Origin of the sequence: Phocaeicola oris (genome assembly GCF_021295095.1) — a bacterium.
Taxonomy (GTDB): Bacteria; Bacteroidota; Bacteroidia; order Bacteroidales; family Bacteroidaceae; genus Phocaeicola; species Phocaeicola oris.
Window position 1 is genome coordinate 14,034 of sequence record NZ_JAJLQX010000009.1, and the last position, 20,101, is coordinate 34,134.

Sequence of the window (20,101 nt, forward strand, 5' to 3'; positions counted from 1 at the left end):
ATGAAAAACAAGAAATTAATTTATGGAATTATTATAGCTATAATTATAATCATAGCTTGTATATGTTTATTCGGTGGAAAGAAAAGTGTAGGAACTATCAGCTTCGCCACTGAAAAAACAAATAGAGGTAATATCAGCAATTTTATAACAGCAACAGGAACCATCGAGCCTGTTACTGAAGTTGAAGTAGGTACTCAGGTTTCAGGTATTATTGATAAAATTTATGTAGACTACAACTCTATTGTTAAGAAAGGTGAGTTAATAGCAGAAATGGATAAAGTAACTCTACAAAGCGAATTGCAGTCTGCTAAAGCAAGCTATGATGGTGCTAAAGCTGATTTTGACTATCAAAAGAAACTATATGACCGAAACACTCGATTGCATGACAAACAATTGATAAGTGAGACCGACTATGAAAGTTCTCAATACAATTATGAGTTGGCAAAAAGCCAGTTTGAATCCAGTCGTGCTGCATTAGCTAAAGCTCAGCGTAACTTATCGTATGCAACCATTACCTCTCCTATCGATGGTATCGTAACGAGTAAATCTGTCGAGGAAGGTCAGACTGTTGCTTCCGGATTTGAAACACCAACCTTGTTTACTATTGCAGCCGACTTAACAAAGATGCGTGTCATTGCCGATGTTGATGAAGCAGATATAGCTAATGTCAAGGAAGGCGCAAAGGTTAATTTTACCGTTGATGCCTATCCCGATGATATATTCGAAGGAACCGTTCAGCAAGTTCGTTTGGGCAGTACAAACAGTTCAAGCAGTTCATCATCATCTTCATCTTCCGGCAGTAGTTCTACTGTCGTAACCTATGAAGTTGTCATCACTGCCGATAATTCTGAAATGAAACTGAAACCGCGTTTGACGGCCAATGCAACCATCTATACTCTGAATAAAGACAATGTTTTGAGAGTTCCAACTAAAGCCTTACGCTTCACTCCGAATAAAAATATTGTCAAAGGTTATAACATTAAGGATGTAAATGCAGCACACAAAGTTTGGACACTTGATGGAAAGACACTTACTGCTCATGCTGTGCAAATTGGAACAACTGATGGAACTAATACAGAGATTCTAAACGGCATGGATGAAAACACACCGGTTGTTACCGAAATCAAAATTAATCAAACAGAGGAAATGGCCAAGAAAGATGACTCTGAACGCAGTCCATTCCAAATGGGGCCTCCGGATAGAAACAAAAAGAAGAATGGCGCAACCGGCAACGATAGTACCAATGAAACAAACAGAAATGTTGACAATAATCAAAGAGCAAAATAATGAAAAAGATTATTGAATTAAAAGATATTCGAAGGAATTTCATAGTGGGAGATGAAACGGTTCATGCGCTGCGTGGAATCACATTTACAATAGAAGAAGGTGAATTCGTCACGATCATGGGTACATCAGGATCAGGAAAATCAACCTTACTGAATACTTTAGGTTGCTTGGATACTCCTTCAGGCGGTGAATATTTTCTTGATGGAGTATCAGTCAAAGCCATGAGGAAGAATCAGCGCGCTGTTCTCCGAAATAGAAAAATAGGATTTGTATTTCAAAATTATAATCTTCTTGCTAAAACCACTGCCGTTGAAAATGTTGAACTGCCATTAATGTACAATGACGAAGTGTCTGCAGCAGAAAGAAAAAAAAGAGCAATTAATGCTTTAATAGCTGTAGGGCTTGGCGACCGATTGGATCATAAATCCAATCAGATGTCCGGAGGACAAATGCAACGTGTTGCTATCGCCCGCGCTTTAGTGAACAATCCTGCTGTTATTTTAGCTGATGAAGCTACCGGTAACTTGGATACGAGAACAAGTTTTGAAATTCTGGTTTTATTCCAAAAATTGCACGATGAAGGTAGAACAATTATCTTTGTAACTCATAATCCGGAAATCGCGAAATACAGCAGCCGTAATATTCGCCTTCGTGATGGTCGGGTTATTGAAGATATAAAAAACGAAAAAATTATGTCAGCTGCAGATACACTGGCAAAGTTACCTGTTAACCAAGATGATTGATATATAAAATTGAAAAATATGAATATAGGCAATTTATTTAAGATAGCTCTTAAAGCCATTGCAGCTAACAAGATGCGTTCTTTTCTGACAGCGCTTGGTATTATTATTGGTGTAGCATCTGTTATCGCAATGTTAGCTATCGGACAAGGTTCTAAAAAAAGTATTCAAGCCCAAATATCAGAAATGGGTTCTAATATGATTATGATTCATCCGGGAGCTGATATGCGTGGTGGCGTTCGTCAAGATCCAACAGCCATGCAAACGCTCAAACTGGAGAATTATCAAAAGCTAAGAGAAGAATGCACTTATCTGGCGGCAATTACTCCGCAGGTTTCTTCTTCTGGACAATTAATTGCCGGAGGAAATAACTATCCTTCTTCTGTTACCGGTATTGCTCAAGACTATCTAACCATCCGTCAGTTAAAAGTAAAGGATGGAGAAATGTTTTCTGACAATGATATCCGCACAGCTGCTAAGCTCTGTGTAATAGGCAAGACAATCGTAGATAATCTGTTTCCGAGTGAGGAACCCATAGGAAAAATTATCCGAGTTAATCAGGTACCATTCAAAGTAATCGGTGTTTTGGAATCGAAAGGATATAACTCCATGGGGCAAGACCAAGACGATGTTGTGTTAGCTCCTTATACAACAGTTATGAAACGTTTGTTAGCACAAACATATTTAAGTGGTATATTTGCATCTGCCATTACTGAAGACATGACAGAAAACGCTGTGAGTGAAATAACAACTATACTCCGTCGTGAACATAAATTGAAAACAACAGATGATGACGACTTTACAATTCGCACCCAACAGGAATTAAGTAGCATGATGAATACCACCACCGATTTGATGACTACTCTGTTAGCATGTATTGCAGGAATCTCTCTGTTAGTTGGTGGCATAGGAATTATGAATATTATGTATGTAAGTGTAACAGAACGAACTCGCGAAATTGGTCTTCGTATGTCCGTTGGCGCACGTGGCATGGATATTCTTTCTCAATTCTTGATTGAAGCCGTGGTCATCAGTATTACCGGCGGCTTAATTGGAGTACTCATAGGTTGTGGAGCCAGCTATATGATTAAAGCCGTTGCTCATTGGCCGGTATACATCCAACCATGGAGCGTATTACTTTCTTTCTTGGTTTGTACATTAACCGGTGTGTTTTTTGGCTGGTATCCGGCAAAAAAAGCTGCTGCTTTAGATCCCATTGAAGCTTTACGATATGAATAATAAAAAATAAATACTATGAATATATCTGTCAAACAAAAGCCTCTCGAAATATTCATACATGTCATTGTCTGGATATTAGTATTCGGTTTCCCCACGGTTTTTATAGATCGTGGAAGTAACTTCTCCTGGATCAAGTTCTTCACTCACAGTATCTTCACGGTAGGATATTTCATCGTTTTTTATATAAACTACCTTTATTTTATTCCCAAACTATTATTAAAGGATAGAATAAGTTACTTCTTGATACTCAACACTATCTTGATTATTGTCGCTACGTTATCCGTCCATTTCTTTTGGAATCAATACACAACTCCACCGCCCGGAAGATTTATGGGACCTCCACCATACTATTTTTACCTTCGTGATTTTATCATGATGGTATTTGTAGTAGGATTGAGTGTGGCAGTCCGTTTAAGCATGAGATGGAGAATATTAAATGAACGGCTAATTGTTAGTGAGAAACAAAAAACAGACGCAGAACTAAAGAATTTAAAGAATCAGTTGAACCCGCATTTTCTACTGAATACACTGAACAACATCTATGCGCTTACGACTTTCAATACCGAAAAGGCACAGAATGCCATTATGGAACTGAGTCACCTGCTCCGATATATGCTCTATGAGAACCAAACCGATGTGGTGCCCTTACAAAAGGAGTTCAGCTTCATAAAAGATTATATATCGCTCATGCGTATCCGATTAACCGATGATATAAATGTAGAGATGAATTTAGCTGAAGAGCCGGGTAGTAACATATTCATTGCGCCATTCCTCTTCATTTCACTCATAGAAAATGCATTCAAACATGGGGTCAGTCCTACCGAGAAAAGTTTTATCACTATTTCCATTCTTGGAAAAACAAATAGTAAAGTAGAATGCCACATCAGGAACAGTAATTACCCAAAGTCCGGATCCGATAAAAGCGGTAGCGGTGTCGGTTTGGAACAAGTTCAGAAACGACTCGATTTAATGTATCATAACCGATACCTATGGGAGAAAGAAATTAAAGACGATGTTTATTCCTCCACTTTAATTATCTTCACAAAATAAAAACATTAAACACATAAAATATATGGTACTGAATTGTATAATCGTTGATGATGAACCATTAGCTTTACAGCTTCTTGAAACGTATGTCAACAAAACTCCTTTTCTTAATCTTGTCGGCACATTCAGCAATGCCGTAAAAGCCATGAATAAGTTGAATACGCTGTCTAAAGTCGATTTACTGTTCCTTGATATTCAGATGCCCGAACTTAGTGGTTTAGAATTCTCTAAGATGATATCACCCCAAACACGTATCATCTTCACCACTGCCTTCAGTCAATACGCAATCGATAGTTATAAAGTAAATGCGTTAGATTACCTGCTAAAACCGTTCAGTTATGCCGATTTCCTAAACGCATGCAATAAAGCCGTACAGTGGTTCGAAATAAAACAACGTGCCGAAGGAAAAGATGGATCCACTCCTGCCGAGTCTGTTGCCAGCCAACAGAATAACAGCAAAGACTTCATCTATGTAAAAAGTGACTATAAACTGATACAGATACCCCTTAAATCTATTCTATACATAGAAGGATTAAAGGACTATGTGAAAATTCATATAGAAAACCAAGACAGACCGATTCTTTCCATGATTACATTAAAATCATTAGAAGAAAAACTACCTTCTATGTTGTTCATCCGGGTTCATCGTTCATTTATTGTTCAAAAAGCTAAAATTAAAATGATCGATCATGGACGTATCGTCTTCGGCAAGGAATACATCCCCGTCTCAGACAGCTATAAGGATGCCCTTCAAAAATACTTGGACAGTAAAACCATATAAGTTGTCCATTTCCAATATTTGAAACCTAAATAGGGGTACCTCTTGCGAAGCACCCCCTATTCTATCTGAAATAAGAATTTATCCCTGAAGTTCTTTTATTTGCTTTAAAGCCTGACAAAGTTGGTCAGGACAGGATGTGGCTTTATATCCGCAACGGATTCCTTCCAATCGGTCAATCACATCATCTATCTTCATTCCCTTAATAAGCTTGGATATACCTTGAAGGTTACCATTGCAACCTCCTACAAAACTCACATCATTGATAATACCTTCTTCTACATCAAGGTTTATTAACTGACTACAAGTTCCTTGCGCTTGATAAGTATACCTCATTTTTATTCTTCAGCTGATTCCTCGGCCGGTTTCATGTTCGTAAATACATTTTGAACATCATCAAACTCTTCCAAACGTTCAACCATCTTATCTATAGTTTCACGCTCCTCAGGAGTAACTTCTTTCAAATCATTAGGAATATAAGTAAAATCACCACCGACATCTTCAAAACCTTTTTCTTCCAAATAGCCCTGAATAGCAGCATAACTCTTCGGATCACCGTAGATGGTAATGGTCCCTTCTTCTTCATCTTCATCAAATTCGTCATCTACTCCGTAGTCTATCAAATCAAGGATTATATCATCCATGCTGACATCCTCTTTCTTTTTAAAAGTGAAAATACATTTATGGTCGAAAAGGAAAGCCAATGAACCCATTGTGCCCAAGTTTCCTCCAAATTTGTTGAAGACAGAGCGTACATCTGCAACAGTTCGAGTCGCGTTGTCGGTAAGTGTATCAACAAATATTGCCACCCCATGAGGTCCATAGCCTTCATAAGTCATACTTTTGTATTCCGACTGATCCTTACCTAACGCATTTTTTATGGCACGATCAATATTATCCTTCGGCATGTTCTCACGCTTACAAGTCGCAATAATACTACGTAATGTAGGATTATTCTCAGGTTCCGGACCACCGGCTTTCACAGCAATAGCTATTTGTTTACCTAATTTTGTAAATGTACGAGCCATGTGACCCCATCTTTTAAGCTTGGTAGCTTTTCTATATTCAAACGCTCTTCCCATCGGATTAAATTTTATGATTGTTTATTTAATATTTATCTTAATGTTGCTTCCAATTGTTTCTTCAAATTGTCTACAATCTTTTGCATCACTTTATCAATGACTTTGTCATTTAATGTCGCATTCTCATCTTGCAACCAGAAACTGACAGCATAGCTCTTCTTTCCCGGAAGCAGATTCTTACCCTCATAAACATCAAAGAGCTCAATCTCCTTCAATAACTTATGATCTGCCTGATATGCAACACGTTCAATATCCGCAAACTGAACATCCTTATTAATCAGCAGAGCTAAATCACGTTTAACTGCCGGGAACTTCTGCAACTCCTTAAACTCCACCTTCGCGTTCTTTATAGCATATAAAGTATGAGTCCAATTAATATCACCGTAAAAAACATCATTGTCAACATCAAACTTCTTCTGAATATCTTTGCTTACAATACCGAACTCTGCAAGTAAGTTTCCATTACGTTGCTTAATGGCTAATCCGGTAGCATAAATGTCATTAGTAGATTCCTCAAACACTACATTGCCAAAGTTTACACCAAGCATGGTAAAAATGTTCATGATATATGCCTTCAACTCGTACACGCTCATTGTCTCATCCGGATGTGCCCAAGAATTGCTGACACGTTTACCGGTCAACCAAAGTCCCAAATGATATTCTTCAGTATATGAAGAAAGAGTTTCTGCAGGATTATGTTTTGACTTATCAAAGCTATAGCAATTGCCAAACTCGAAGAATTTTAAATCCGGATTTTTATGATTGGCATTACGAACAACACTTTCCATACCTCCAAACAATAACGTCTCACGCATCACATTCAAGTCGGCACTCAACGGGTTCATCACCTTAACCAAATGTTCCGGAGAGAATGTTTTCAGATTCTCATAATAAACTGCGCCCGTCAATGAATTATTTAGAATTTCATTGAAACCGCAACCGATAAGTCTTTCCGATACAATATTTTGTAACCTTTGCGATTTATCTTCTTCTCCTTCAATACTCAAACACATCTTCATGGACGCAGGGAGCTCCACATTATTATATCCGTATATACGAAGAATATCTTCAACAACATCGCACTCACGCTGAACATCTACACGATAAGCAGGAACCAGAAGCTTCATATCCTCATCATTCTCCTCCAGAATCTTCATTTCCAAACTCTTGACGATACTCTTTATTGTCTCATTAGAAATCTCTTTTCCAATTAAAGACTTTGCTCTCTTAAAATTAAAGTCAACTATAAAATCATTAATTGGCTTTGGATAACTGTCAGTAATCTCCATAGAGATTGTTCCACCGGCCAACTCCTTTACCAGTAAAGCAGCAGCTTTCAAGGCATAGATGTTTCCGTTAGGGTCTACGCCACGCTCAAATCGGAAAGAAGAATCCGTGCTAAGGCCATGACGACGAGCTGTTTTACGTATCCATGTCGGATGAAAATAGGCAGACTCAAGGAACACATCTTTTGTTGTTTCTGTTGTTCCGGAATCCAGACCGCCAAATACTCCACCGATACACATCGGCTCTTCTGCATTACAAATCATCAGATCTTTATCTGACAGTGTACGCTCAATGCCGTCTAATGTGATAAACTTAGTTCCGTTATCAACGGTACGCACAACAATTTTACCACCTTTAATCTTTTCGACATCAAAACAATGCATCGGTTGACCGTAAGCATAAAGAATATAATTTGTAATATCTACTATATTATTAATAGGACGCAAGCCAATAGTCTCTAATTTTGCTTTCAACCAATCCGGACTCTCTTTAACAGTTACTCCCTTAACAGTCACACCGGAATAACGCGGACACGCATCTGTATTCAACACTTCCAAGCTAATCGGCAAGTCATGATTATCTATCTTAAACGCGTCAACCGACGGCTTATGAAGTGAAGTCTTATACCCATTCTGAACCAACCATGCATACAAGTCTCTCGCAACACCGTAATGTGAGCAAGCGTCAGCACGGTTTGGCGTAATGTCTATCTCGATAACATAATCGCTTTCCACATGGTAGTAATCTTTTGCAGGTGTTCCTACGACAGCATCTTCAGGAAGAACAATGATACCCGAATGATCTGTTCCAATTCCAATCTCATCTTCCGCACAAATCATACCGATCGACTCAACGCCACGCAACTTTGCTTTTTTAATGGTAATGCATTCATCGCCATCATAAAGTTTTGTTCCGAGTGTGGCAACAACAACTTTCTGTCCCGCAGCTACATTCGGTGCGCCACAAACTATTTGAACAGGTTCACCATTCCCCAAATCAACTGTTGTGACATGCATGTGATCTGAATTCGGATGTGGCTCGCAAGTAAGAACCTTAGCAATGACCAAACCTTCCAAACCACCTTTTATAGATTGAACTTCTTCAACAGCGTCAACCTCCAGACCAACAGATGTAAGAACATCTGCCACTTCCTTCGGTGACAAGTCAAAGTCAACATATTCTTTAAGCCATTTGTAAGAGATATTCATATATACTTTATTTTTTATTTTTCAATTTTGACTTGCAAAGTTAATTGTTTTTTTCTTTTAACCACACGATTTATCCTAAAAACACAAGGTAAATAAGGGGTAAGACGCATTCTATCAGAACGGAGGCTGATTATCGGAAGAAAGAGCGTCAAACGGATCGTTCGAGGGAACGTCGGGAGGCGGTGGAACATTTCCATTACCATTGGAAGGACTATTCATTTTCGAACCAACCGTCTTATAAACACCATCCGGCTCCGGTCCCGGAATTATCATTTCATCTTCCGGATTCTGAAAACGAGCATACTCACTACGGAAGCGAAGCAGCACATCGCCAACAGCACCATTTCGATGCTTAGCAATAATAATTTCAGCCATACCATGTAAATCACGACCATTACCATCTTCATATATCTTATAATATTCCGGACGATGTATAAAACAAACAATATCGGCATCTTGCTCAATGGCTCCTGATTCACGTAAGTCGCTCAATTGCGGACGCTTTGCCTCAGAGCCTTTAACATTAGCATCGGCAACACGAGTCTCAACTGCACGATTTAACTGACTCAATGCAATGATTGGAATATTCAACTCCTTTGCCAATCCCTTTAACGAACGGGAAATAGTACTTACCTCCTCCTGACGGCTGCCAAAACTCATTCCACTGGCATTCATCAATTGAAGATAATCGATAAAGATAATCTTTATTCCGTGTTCACGAACCAGACGACGAGCCTTGGTTCGCAACTCGAAGATAGACAAAGAAGGTGTATCATCTACATACAATGGGGCGTCATATAACGAATTAATTTTGTAATCTAACTGTTGCCACTCGTACGGTTCCAACTGACCGTTCTTTATCTTATCGCCTGTAATCTCACACACATTTACAATTAATCGGTTAACTAACTGCACATTGCTCATTTCCAATGAAAACATGGCACAAGGTATGCGTTGATCAACAGCCATGTTTTTCGCCATCGAAAGAACAAAAGATGTTTTACCCATAGCCGGACGAGCCGCGACAATAATCAGATCTGAGTTCTGCCAACCGGAAGTGATTTTATCCAAACCATTAAACCCACTGGCAAGTCCACTTATACCATCGGTTCTGGCTGCAGCTTTTTGAAGCATAGAATACGCTTCCCTGATAACCGGATTAATCTGCGTATAATCTTTCTTCAAATTCTGTTGTGAAATCTCAAACAACTTACCTTCGGCATCCTGCATCAAGTCTTCCACATCCTCGGTTTCATCAAAAGCTTTCGTCTGAATATAGCTTGTGAAAGTAATCAACTGACGTGCCAGATATTTCTGAGCAATGATTTTTGAGTGATATTCCACATGAGCTGCCGAAGCGACTTTCATACTTAACTGAGTAATATAGAAAGGACCTCCGGCATCTTCCAAATCACCCGTCTTTTCCAACTGATTCTTTACAGTCAGAATGTCAATAGGCTTCTGCTCCATAGCTAATGAAGCGATGGCCTGATATATCAATTGATGACGATGCTCATAAAACGATTCCGGACGGAGGATTTCACTGACCTCCGCAAAAGCTTCATGATCGACCATCAAAGCTCCCAGTACAGCCTCTTCCAAATCGGTTGCTTGTGGCTGAAGATGTCCGTATTCATCCACTTGAACAGTCTTCGGAGTCTTTGACGATTTATTTGATCTTTTTTGTTCTGGCATGATATGCTGTTTAAATGAAGACAAATATAAAACTTTTTAGCGAGATTAGCGCACGAAACGAAGGTCTTTAAGAATTAATACATATATTTGTATCGTAATCTAATCTATTAAACCCAAAGTATCTATATTATGCTTACTTTTCCGAACGCGAAAATTAACTTGGGACTCTTTGTCACTGAAAAGCGTCCTGATGGTTATCACAACCTTGAAACCGTTTTCTATCCCATTCCCTTGCAAGACGCGCTGGAAATCAACCCATCAAAAAAGAATGAAGTGCCTTACACACTCCATCTGCGCGGAACAGCTATTGAGGGAAATCCGGACGATAACTTGGTTATCAAAGCATTAAAACTGATAAAAAAAGATTATCCACAAATACCAAGTGTAGACATTCATTTATATAAGCATATCCCCTGCGGTGCCGGATTAGGTGGAGGTTCTTCGGATGCCGCTTTTATGATTAAAATGCTCAACGAACGGTTTAATTTGAATATTCCGACTGAAAAGATGGAGGAATATGCTGCCACTCTGGGTGCTGACTGTGCGTTCTTTATTCAAGACCAACCTGTTCTGGCCACGGGAATAGGAAATATTTTTGAACCAATTGATTTATCGCTGAAAGATTTCTATCTGATACTGGTAAAACCTAACGACTTTGTTTCTACAAAAGAAGCTTATGTGCACGTAAATCCAAAGAAACCACAGATTTCTTTAAAAGATATTATAAAGATGCCTGTACAAGAATGGAAAAATTATATGAAAAACGACTTTGAGGAATCTGTTTTCCTTAATTACCCGAACATGTTGGCCATCAAAGACAGAATGTATGATTTAGGCGCAACTTATGCCGCTATGTCCGGCTCTGGCTCTTCTGTCTACGGCCTTTTCAGGCAAAAAGTTGAATTTGTAGATGAAAAATTCGGAGGTTGTTTTGTCCGTCAACGGGAACTGCTGATATAATTTCTTTTAATTATTATAATTCAATCCGATATTCATATACTAATCATAAAAGCATAATAAACGGCAAGTCAAACCTAAATCAATCGACTACGTTTAATCTATCTAATTCATTGATATAAAGGCAACGATGTCATTCATATATAAGCATGAGTTAAGTAATTCATCTTCATTATTAAAAAAATAACGCGTAACATCTTATCGTCTCACTATTGTGATACATTTGTTTCACTTCTGTGAGGCGGTTGTTTCACTTCTGTGAGACGATTGTTTCACTTCTGTGAAACGATAAAATTATCAAAGGAAAAAACCTTAAACTTTCTTATTACGGCTCCAGTTTGAATATACAATAAAACTAAATTGTATCAAAAAAATAATCCCACGATTCGCATCACAGGATTATCACAACACAAACACAAAATAAAACACGACAAAACTACTCTGCTTCCTGTCGAGGTTTGGGAGCCTCACTTACTACCTCTCTCCATTCACATGGAAAGAGAAGTTTCAGGTCGCATGTTTCTTATATTATTATATTAATTTCTATCTTATTGAATTCCTCTCTCTCGTAATTTCACCTGCCAATTCCAAGCAGAACGAAGTGTATCTTCAATAGTTGTATCAGCTTTCCAGCCCAATACTTTATTAGCCTTAGTCGGATCTGCCCAAACCTGAACAATATCTCCGGCACGACGACCGGCAATTTTATGAGGAACTTTAACCCCCGTAGCAGTTTCAAACTTATTAATAAGCTCAAAAACGGAAAGTCCTCGCCCTGTGCCTAAATTGAAGACCTCAACAGGTTCCAATTGCTTATCGCCTAAAATACGATTCATAGCACAAACGTGAGCCTTTGCCAAGTCAACAACATAAATATAATCACGTATGCAAGAACCATCGGGAGTAGGATAATCATCACCAAATACACTCAACTCCTTACGTATCCCAATAGCTGTTTGAGTAAGATATGGCAATATGTTCTGCGGAACACCATTCGGCAATTCTCCGATTAAACCGGTAGGATGAGCGCCAATAGGGTTAAAGTAACGCAAAAGAATAGCCTTAATCGGAGAACCGGAAGCAACCGTATCATGAATAATTTCTTCATTAATCTGCTTAGTGTTTCCATAAGGTGATTCAGCTTTCTTTATTGGAGCTTCTTCTGTCACAGGCAACTTGTCGGGCTGACCGTATACAGTACATGAAGAAGAGAATATCAAGCCCTTTACATTATACTTTGGCATTAACTCAAGTAAGTTAATCAAAGAAACAATATTATTACGATAATACTTTAAAGGTTTCTGAACAGACTCTCCTACAGCCTTACTGGCCGCAAAGTGAATGATGCCTTCTATTTTATATTTAGCAAATACTTTCTCCACTGCAGCAAAGTCCAAACAGTCTACCTGCTCAAAGTCAGGACGAATACCTGTAATCTTTTCAATATTATCTACGGTATCTGCGTTAGAATTCGAAAGATTATCAATAATTACTACGTCATAGCCACTCTCCTGCAATTCAACTACAGTATGTGAGCCTATGAATCCGGTACCACCTGTTACTAATATTCTTTTTTTCATTTTAATAACGATATATTATATCAGTCTGCTTTGCTCTTTGCGACACAAATATAAACATTTAAAATTAAAAACCATGGTTTTTGCAAATTTATTTATAAAAAAGTCTGAAGCGAGTTAACTCCAGACTTTTTTGTATATTCATCCTATTAATTCAAACCGAATAAAATAGCCAATCCTTTATCTACTCCAGAGAATCCCATGAATGCCATAGCCATTAATCCTGCTGTAATCAAGGCAATAGACATGCCTTGCATTCCTTTTGGAATATTTACCAATGTGAGTTGTTCGCGGATAGCGGCAAACAGAATCAAAGCCAAACCATAGCCGATAGCTGTTGAAATAGCGTATACGACACCTGTCAGCAAGTTATGTTCCATTCCTTGCGCATTGAATGTTCCATTAGCAACCAAAATAGCAACACCAAGGATACAGCAATTGGTAGTAATCAAAGGAAGATATACTCCCAATGCTTGATAAAGAGAAGGAGAAACCTTTTTAAGGACTATTTCTACCATTTGAACCAAAGAAGCAATCACAAGAATGAATGCAATAGTCTGCAAATAAACTAAATCAAAAGGAACGAGCACATACTTCTGTAAAAGATAAGTCACAATGGTAGAGAGTGTCAGTACAAAGACAACAGCTGCCGACATTCCCACAGCAGTATCAACCTTCTTTGATACTCCTAAGAACGGACAAATACCTAAGAATTGTGAAAGCACGATATTGTTTACAAATATCGCCGTAATAAATATTAATATGTATGCCATATCTATCTTACTTTAAAAGTTCAGGCTTATGCCTTTCTAATCTTATTTACAATAGCGATAAGGTATCCTAAAGCGATGAATGCTCCGGGAGCCAATACAAACACCAACATTCCGTAATTCTCAGGGAAGATAGTAATATCAAATATCTTACCGGTTCCGAGGAACTCACGGATAGCGCCTAAAAGTGTCAAAGCGAATGTGAATCCAAGCCCGATTCCCAAGCCATCAAAGAAAGATGGAACAGGTCCATGCTTTGACGCAAAGGCCTCAGCACGTCCCAGCAGAATACAGTTTACAACAATCAATGGAATAAAAATACCCAATGTCTTGTATAAACCGGGAACATAAGCCTGCATGAACATCTGAAGCAAAGTAACTAAGGTTGCGATGACAACAACGTAAGCAGGAATACGAACCATATCCGGAATCAAATTCTTCAACGCAGAAATCAACACATTTGAGAAAATGAGAACAAACATAGTAGCGATACCCATTCCCAACCCATTAATCGCCGAAGAAGTAGTTCCTAATGTAGGACACATTCCCAAAAGAAGAACAAATATAGGATTCTCATTGATGAGTCCGTTCAAAAATACTTTTATGTTATTCATAAGTCTGCTCCTCCTTAATTAATAGTTTGAACTTTGGGCAACTCAGCCTGATTCGTTGCGCCGCTTATACCATCATTCTTATTACTAAAAATAGCATACGCATTATTGACCGCTTTCAGAAAAGCACGCGATGTAATGGTTGAAGCTGTAATAGCGTCGACATTACCGCCATCCTTGGAAACAGTCAGTTCCTTCTCTCCCGGATTCATTCCGATAATACTGCCCTTTCCATCTTTTTTGAACCAAGTATCAGCTTTAGAGCCTAAGCCCGGAGTTTCACTGGTTTCCATAATGGAATAATTTAAAATATTTCCTTCCTTATCGAATCCGACGAGTACTCTCAGTTCGCCTCCGAATCCGTTAGCAGCCGTCTCAATAGCGGCACCCACCTTCTCTTCGCCTTTAATAGCAGGATAAACTGTATATTTAGCACCATCTACCTCAAACTTTTGAGGTTCGGCAGCAATAGCTCCTTCCGGAAGGACTTGCTTCAATGCTTCGTTAAGTGCTTTCTGATTAGCTTCTGCAATCGGACCTTTAGTTAATTGGTTCACATACGCCAACATAGCAGTTACAATAGCTGCAATCAAGGTCAGCGAAAGGATCATATTTATTAATGATGATTCTAATTTTTTCATTTTTTTACTACCTCCCCAAAACGTTTTGGTTTGCAATATGTATTAATCAACGGAGTAAATACGTTCATAATAAGTATTGCGAATGACATACCTTCAGGATATGAACCGAAAAGACGAATCAAAAAAGTCAAGAAACCTATTCCGATACCATAGATTACCATTCCTTTGTGTGTCATAGGTGAAGTGACATAATCGGTTGCCATAAAGATTGCGCCTAACATTAAACCACCGGTAAACAAATGATACCAAGGAGCAGCATAAGTGGCAGAATCGTAAAGGTTCATCAAGCCTGAGAAAACAAATACCGTAGCAATAATAGATACAGGAATATGCCAACTAATGATTTTCTTCCACAGCAGGAACGCAAAACCTATCAATAGAGCAATAGCTGAGATTTCACCTAACGAACCGGCCCCTAATTGACTCTCTCCCGACAAGCCAAAAAGCAAACCGAAAGCATCAGGCAATTCTTTTAACATTGATGGGTCATGATTGGTGATAGCTGCTTTCATCAAAGCTAAAGGCGTAGCTCCTGTTACTGCATCCGCAAATGAAAACCACTGACCAGGCTGTGGCCAACTGGTCATCTGTACAGGGAAAGATATCAATAAAAACACACGGCCAACCAATGCCGGGTTTAAAGGGTTACATCCCAAACCGCCAAAAGTCATCTTACCAATGCCAATAGCAACCAAAGCTCCGATGATGATAATCCAAATCGGAAGATTCGATGGTAAGTTGAATGCTAACAGAACGCCTGTTAAAATAGCAGATCCATCGGTAATTGTTGTATGTTCTCTTTTTAAAATGTACTTCGTTATAGCCCACTCAAAGAACACACAGGCTGCTACCGAAGTTAACATAACTATCAACGCGCTCAAACCAAAAACAAAAAGTGATACCAGAAAAGCCGGAATCAGAGCGATGAGTACACCATACATATTTTTCTGTATGGAATCACCGCTATGGACATGAGGCGATAAAGATAAAGTTAATTTATTTGCCATATCTCATTTACTTTTTAGCATTACGGGCACGAATGATACCACCAACAGTAGTCTTACCCAAACGGATATAATCCAATAGATAACGGTGAGACGGACATGTATACTGACATGAACCGCATTCGATACAATACATTACACATTCTTTTTCAACTCTCTCCCAATCTTTATTGGCCGACAAAGTCGCCAACAAATATGGTTCAAGTCCCATAGGACAAACAGAAACACATTTCGCGCAACGGATACAGGGTTGCTCCTCTTTGCGTTTAGATTCTTTCTCAGGCATCAGCAAAATACCTGAACTTCCTTTGGTAACAGGTACATTGACAGTAACCACAGCTTTGCCCATCATCGGACCACCGCTGATTACCTTACCGGTATCTTCAGGTACACCACCGGCCGCTTCAATCAACAGATTCATTGGTGTACCTATACGAGTAAGGAAGTTGGACGGATTAGCTACCGACTTGCCGGTAACAGTCACCACTCGTTCAAACAAAGGTTTGTTCTTCTGTACAGCTTCATACACAGCAAATGCAGTTCCTACATTCTGAATAATAGCACCTACACTAACAGGTAATGCAGGAGGAGCAGGAACCTGACGATTGATGACCGCGTCAATTAACTGCTTTTCACCACCTTGCGGATACTTAACCTGCAAAGGAATAATCTCTATGCCTGCATATTCTTTCGACTTATCTGTCAACAACTCGATAGCGTCGGGCTTATTTGCTTCAATAGCAATATATCCTTTATTTACTTTAGCAGCCTTCATCAAAATAGCCAGACCGACCAGAATCTCATCAGGCTTCTCTAACATAAGACGATGGTCAGCTGTCAGATAAGGTTCACACTCAACTCCATTAATAATAACGCACTCCGGTTTTAATCCCGGAGGAGGCATTAACTTTACATGTGTTGGAAAAGTAGCACCACCCATACCAACTATGCCTGCTGCTTTAATCTTATTAACAATCTCTTCCGGTGCAAGGTTGCACTCTTTCACAAGGGTTGCCGTTCTATCAATTGACTCTTCCCATTCATCACCTTCCACGTCAATAAAAATGGCCGGTTTAGGATAACCGCTGGCATCAGGAACAGCGTCAATTTTCTTCACTGTTCCGGAGACAGAAGAGAAGATATCAGCCGATACAAAGCCACCTGCTTCAGCAATCTTTGTGCCAACTTTCACCTTTGCCCCTCTATCAACAATAGCTTTTGCAGGAGCACCGATATGCTGTGACAAAGGAATGATGACTTGTTTAGGAAGGGCAAGCTCAACAATTGCTTTGTCTGCCGACAATTTATTTGCTGCTGGATGAACTCCACCAATTTTAAATGTCCTCACTTTGAATATCTTTAGTTGTTAGTTATTTATTTTATTATTAAGCCTCTGTTACTGATTCCGATTTAGCCTCTACAGGCTTCTTTATCGGTTCAGCAATCGTCTTTTCCTCAACAGATTGAGTAGCTACGGCTTTCGATACAACAGAAGCAGGCCGTTCTGTATTAGCGGCAACCTTTGTCGCTTCAGGTTCAACTGCTGGTTTCGGCTTACGAGGCGGGAAGTTAACCGCATGAATCGTATGCTTGGGACAAACTTCTTCACACTTTCTGCACATCTTACACTTCTCGGCATCAATATAAGAAACATTATTCTCTATAACGATAGCCCCAAAGTTGCAAACTTTTTCACATTTGCCACAAGCGATACATCCTACTGCGCATGCTTTGTTTGTTACAGCGCCCTTATCATGGTTAACACATTCCACAATCATACGGCGTCCCTTTGGTCCCTTCTTTCTGATTTCAATGATATTTCGCGGACAAGCTTTGGCACATGCTCCACAAGCCACACATTTATCCTCAGAAACTTCAGGCAAACCTGTCTCCGGATTCATGTGGATGGCATCAAACTTACAAGCAGCCACACAGTCGCCACACCCAAGACAACCATACGTACAAGCAGTCTCACCTCCTGACGTTGCATGGGCAATGGCACACGAACGAACACCGTCATATTTTGCAATACGAGGGCGATTCTCACAACTTCCATTACAACGAACAACAGCAATTCGTGGTTCTACGACTTCAGCTTGCAAACCAAGGATAGAAGCAACTTTTTCCATCACAGGAGCTCCGCCAACCGTACAAAGCTTGCCTTCCAAAGAACCTGATTCGGCAGCTTGCACACAGGCTTTAGCAAAGCCTGAACATCCCGGATAACCACAACCGCCACAATTAGCCTGAGGAAGTACAGCTGATACTTGACTAATCTTTGGATCTTCATACACAGCAAATTTCTTGGAAGCAACATACAGAATGATAGCAGAAATCAGTCCTATAGCTCCTAACGAAATCACTGCAATAAGAATTACATTCATAAGTTTTAGTTAGTTATTTATTAATTATTTATTGGTTTCAACGTAAAAAAGAATCGTTTACTCAATTTTTTCTTAAAAAAAGATAAGGCTATATAATAAGGTATTAAAGACAGCAATGCAATAAGAGCGGAAATTCCTTCATTCTCTGTAACAGATATCATTATAAATAGAACTATCATCATAACTAAAAAAGGCAGACCGAAGCCTAACAGTACAGCCTGCATTCCCATTCTTGTAGTCCCATATAAAGACACTTGCTCTCCCGGGAAAAATTCATTCGCATTTTCATCATACACATCAATAAGTTTCTCTTTACTCTCAGCCGCTTTGCAAAGATTAACAGCTTTACAGGCTGCACAAGCCGAAGCCTGAACAATCTTAACTCGAATATGAGTCCCGTTGACTGATTCAATGATGCCACTATGCTTAATAATATCTTCCATTTTGCAAACTCCACTTTACAAACTTGCGCAAAATTAATACATAAATCCTAATAAATGAAACTATATAAGAATTATTTTAATATTAATTTCACCGTAATTTCAAGACAGAAATTTAATGTATAGCCTAAGAGTCGACAGCATATTCTTTGTCTCCATATAACGTCCGTTCAGCGAATATAAATCATGCGAGCCGTGTATCTGTCTGAAAAGATGCAATGATACACGGCTTTTCTGAACCCAACCTTATCGGCTACTGTTCCGATACGCATAAATCATTCAACTCATGCTGATCAATCTCTCAACTCATACGCATGAGTTAAACAGTTCATGCGGTTCGCCTTTTCACAACCTCTTAATGACCAATTAAATTCACATGATAGGTTCGCAGATTCATAGGTTCATCAAGGCTAATTTTTTAAACAACCTATTTTGCTTATTTAATATAAGAAATTGATTTATAGAATAACAAGAAGAAACTCGTATGTATATTTCACTTAAAAGATGTATTCTTCAAATATTATTCGTAATATTGCACTTGTCTGTTGATAGTTTTAATCGGATATTTATATTTTTTCAATTCACATTAATATAGCATGTATGAAAAAAACATATCAAATAGAAATCTGCGCTAATTCTGCCTTAAGTTGTATAAACGCACAAGAGGCAGGAGCCAATCGTGTGGAACTTTGCGCAGGAATGCCCGAAGGAGGTACAACTCCATCATACGGAGAAATAGTGACAGCCCGCTCTCTTTTGAATAAGACTAAATTACACGTTATTATTCGACCACGTGGAGGTGATTTTCTCTATTCAAACTTAGAATTATCTATTATGCAACATGACATTCAATTAGCTAAACAGATTGGTGTGGATGGTGTCGTATTCGGTTGTTTGGATAAACAAGGTAATGTGGACATGAAAGCAATGGAAGTTTTAATGAAAGAAGCCGAAGGACTGAATGTTACTTTTCATCGTGCTTTTGACATGTGCAAAGATTATAAAAAAGCATTGGAGGATATCATCTCCATAGGATGTACTCGAATCCTCACCTCCGGACAAAGCATGAATGCGGAATCGGGGATTCCTGTATTAAAAGAATTAGTGCAATTGTCAGCAGACAGAATAATCATCATGCCGGGATGCGGCATCCATTCTAACAATATCAAAAAGATAGCTTTGGAAACAGGGGCTACGGAATTCCATTTCTCCGGTCGCATTCAAATGGAGAGTGAAATGAAATTCCGTAATCCTCATGTCTCTATGGGAGGTACTGTGCATATTGACGAATATATGCAAGATGTAACCGGCAAAGAAGTAGTTCTATCTACTATCCATGCCCTTAAATGTTAAG

General features: G+C 38.9%; 19 protein-coding genes. 7 read left to right on the forward strand and 12 right to left on the reverse strand.

The genetic code is table 11. From position 1 onward, the window contains the following. From LO761_RS06030 to LO761_RS06050, 5 genes are read left to right on the forward strand one after another with little or no spacing between them, the layout of a single operon-like run. Complete coding sequence (locus tag LO761_RS06030; protein ID WP_272817387.1) at positions 1 to 1,287, forward strand: efflux RND transporter periplasmic adaptor subunit; 1,287 nt, start codon at positions 1 to 3, stop codon at positions 1,285 to 1,287. Then, a complete protein-coding gene (locus LO761_RS06035; RefSeq protein ID WP_272817388.1) occupies positions 1,287 to 2,030 on the forward strand; it encodes an ABC transporter ATP-binding protein in 744 nt (247 codons plus the stop codon). Before LO761_RS06030 ends, LO761_RS06035 begins: the two co-directional genes overlap by 1 nt. A gap of 18 nt (positions 2,031 to 2,048) precedes the next feature. Further along, positions 2,049 to 3,266 carry an ABC transporter permease gene (locus LO761_RS06040; protein ID WP_272817389.1) on the forward strand — a complete coding sequence of 406 codons (1,218 nt, stop codon included), beginning with the start codon at positions 2,049 to 2,051 and terminating at the stop codon, positions 3,264 to 3,266. Between the two features lie 15 nt (positions 3,267 to 3,281). Continuing rightward, positions 3,282 to 4,316: a sensor histidine kinase gene (locus LO761_RS06045; protein WP_272817390.1), complete on the forward strand. Its 1,035-nt coding sequence runs from the start codon at positions 3,282 to 3,284 to the stop codon at positions 4,314 to 4,316. A gap of 22 nt (positions 4,317 to 4,338) precedes the next feature. Further along, the gene (locus LO761_RS06050; RefSeq protein ID WP_272817391.1) at positions 4,339 to 5,094 is read left to right on the forward strand and encodes a LytR/AlgR family response regulator transcription factor; all 756 of its coding nucleotides are present in this window, start codon (positions 4,339 to 4,341) and stop codon (positions 5,092 to 5,094) included. A gap of 78 nt (positions 5,095 to 5,172) precedes the next feature. Here the strand turns inward: LO761_RS06050 and LO761_RS06055 are convergent, their stop codons facing one another. The 4 genes from LO761_RS06055 to dnaB form a co-directional block, all read right to left on the reverse strand. After that, the gene (locus LO761_RS06055) at positions 5,173 to 5,427 is read right to left on the reverse strand and encodes a TIGR03905 family TSCPD domain-containing protein (protein ID WP_272817392.1); all 255 of its coding nucleotides are present in this window, start codon (positions 5,425 to 5,427) and stop codon (positions 5,173 to 5,175) included. 2 nt (positions 5,428 to 5,429) lie between these two features. Next, positions 5,430 to 6,173 carry a YebC/PmpR family DNA-binding transcriptional regulator gene (locus LO761_RS06060; protein ID WP_272817393.1) on the reverse strand — a complete coding sequence of 248 codons (744 nt, stop codon included), beginning with the start codon at positions 6,171 to 6,173 and terminating at the stop codon, positions 5,430 to 5,432. Positions 6,174 to 6,205: 32 nt separating this feature from the next. Next, positions 6,206 to 8,668, reverse strand: a complete 2,463-nt coding sequence (gene pheT / locus LO761_RS06065) for a phenylalanine--tRNA ligase subunit beta (RefSeq protein ID WP_272817394.1) — start codon at positions 8,666 to 8,668, stop codon at positions 6,206 to 6,208. A gap of 114 nt (positions 8,669 to 8,782) precedes the next feature. Continuing rightward, the gene (dnaB, locus tag LO761_RS06070; RefSeq protein WP_272817395.1) at positions 8,783 to 10,363 is read right to left on the reverse strand and encodes a replicative DNA helicase; all 1,581 of its coding nucleotides are present in this window, start codon (positions 10,361 to 10,363) and stop codon (positions 8,783 to 8,785) included. A gap of 129 nt (positions 10,364 to 10,492) precedes the next feature. Between dnaB and ispE the strand changes: the two genes are divergently transcribed. Further along, positions 10,493 to 11,323 (forward strand): 4-(cytidine 5'-diphospho)-2-C-methyl-D-erythritol kinase, encoded by an 831-nt coding sequence (gene ispE / locus LO761_RS06075; RefSeq protein WP_272817396.1) that lies wholly within the window; start codon positions 10,493 to 10,495, stop codon positions 11,321 to 11,323. Positions 11,324 to 11,868: 545 nt separating this feature from the next. Here ispE and galE read toward each other — a convergent pair. The 8 genes from galE to LO761_RS06115 all read right to left on the reverse strand — a co-directional run bounded on the left by galE (position 11,869) and on the right by LO761_RS06115 (position 18,750). Next, positions 11,869 to 12,900, reverse strand: coding sequence for a UDP-glucose 4-epimerase GalE (galE, locus tag LO761_RS06080; protein ID WP_272817397.1), 1,032 nt, complete (start codon positions 12,898 to 12,900; stop codon positions 11,869 to 11,871). A 146-nt stretch (positions 12,901 to 13,046) separates the two neighbouring features. Continuing rightward, the gene (gene rsxA / locus LO761_RS06085) at positions 13,047 to 13,670 is read right to left on the reverse strand and encodes an electron transport complex subunit RsxA (RefSeq protein WP_272817398.1); all 624 of its coding nucleotides are present in this window, start codon (positions 13,668 to 13,670) and stop codon (positions 13,047 to 13,049) included. Positions 13,671 to 13,696: 26 nt separating this feature from the next. Beyond that, positions 13,697 to 14,281 carry an electron transport complex subunit RsxE gene (gene rsxE / locus LO761_RS06090; protein WP_272817399.1) on the reverse strand — a complete coding sequence of 195 codons (585 nt, stop codon included), beginning with the start codon at positions 14,279 to 14,281 and terminating at the stop codon, positions 13,697 to 13,699. A 14-nt stretch (positions 14,282 to 14,295) separates the two neighbouring features. After that, the gene (locus LO761_RS06095; protein ID WP_272817400.1) at positions 14,296 to 14,919 is read right to left on the reverse strand and encodes an RnfABCDGE type electron transport complex subunit G; all 624 of its coding nucleotides are present in this window, start codon (positions 14,917 to 14,919) and stop codon (positions 14,296 to 14,298) included. Continuing rightward, the gene (locus tag LO761_RS06100; protein WP_272817401.1) at positions 14,916 to 15,926 is read right to left on the reverse strand and encodes an RnfABCDGE type electron transport complex subunit D; all 1,011 of its coding nucleotides are present in this window, start codon (positions 15,924 to 15,926) and stop codon (positions 14,916 to 14,918) included. The genes LO761_RS06095 and LO761_RS06100 overlap by 4 nt, the downstream gene beginning before the upstream one ends. Positions 15,927 to 15,933: 7 nt before the next feature. Beyond that, a complete protein-coding gene (gene rsxC / locus LO761_RS06105) occupies positions 15,934 to 17,271 on the reverse strand; it encodes an electron transport complex subunit RsxC (RefSeq protein WP_272817402.1) in 1,338 nt (445 codons plus the stop codon). 37 nt (positions 17,272 to 17,308) lie between these two features. Next, on the reverse strand, positions 17,309 to 18,307 hold the full coding sequence (locus LO761_RS06110) for a Fe-S cluster domain-containing protein (RefSeq protein WP_272817403.1): 999 nt from the start codon (positions 18,305 to 18,307) through the stop codon (positions 17,309 to 17,311). A gap of 20 nt (positions 18,308 to 18,327) precedes the next feature. Further along, positions 18,328 to 18,750 (reverse strand): SoxR reducing system RseC family protein, encoded by a 423-nt coding sequence (locus tag LO761_RS06115; protein ID WP_272817404.1) that lies wholly within the window; start codon positions 18,748 to 18,750, stop codon positions 18,328 to 18,330. 597 nt (positions 18,751 to 19,347) lie between these two features. Between LO761_RS06115 and LO761_RS06120 the strand changes: the two genes are divergently transcribed. Further along, positions 19,348 to 20,100, forward strand: coding sequence for a copper homeostasis protein CutC (locus tag LO761_RS06120; protein WP_272817405.1), 753 nt, complete (start codon positions 19,348 to 19,350; stop codon positions 20,098 to 20,100). Position 20,101: the final 1 nt, after the last annotated feature.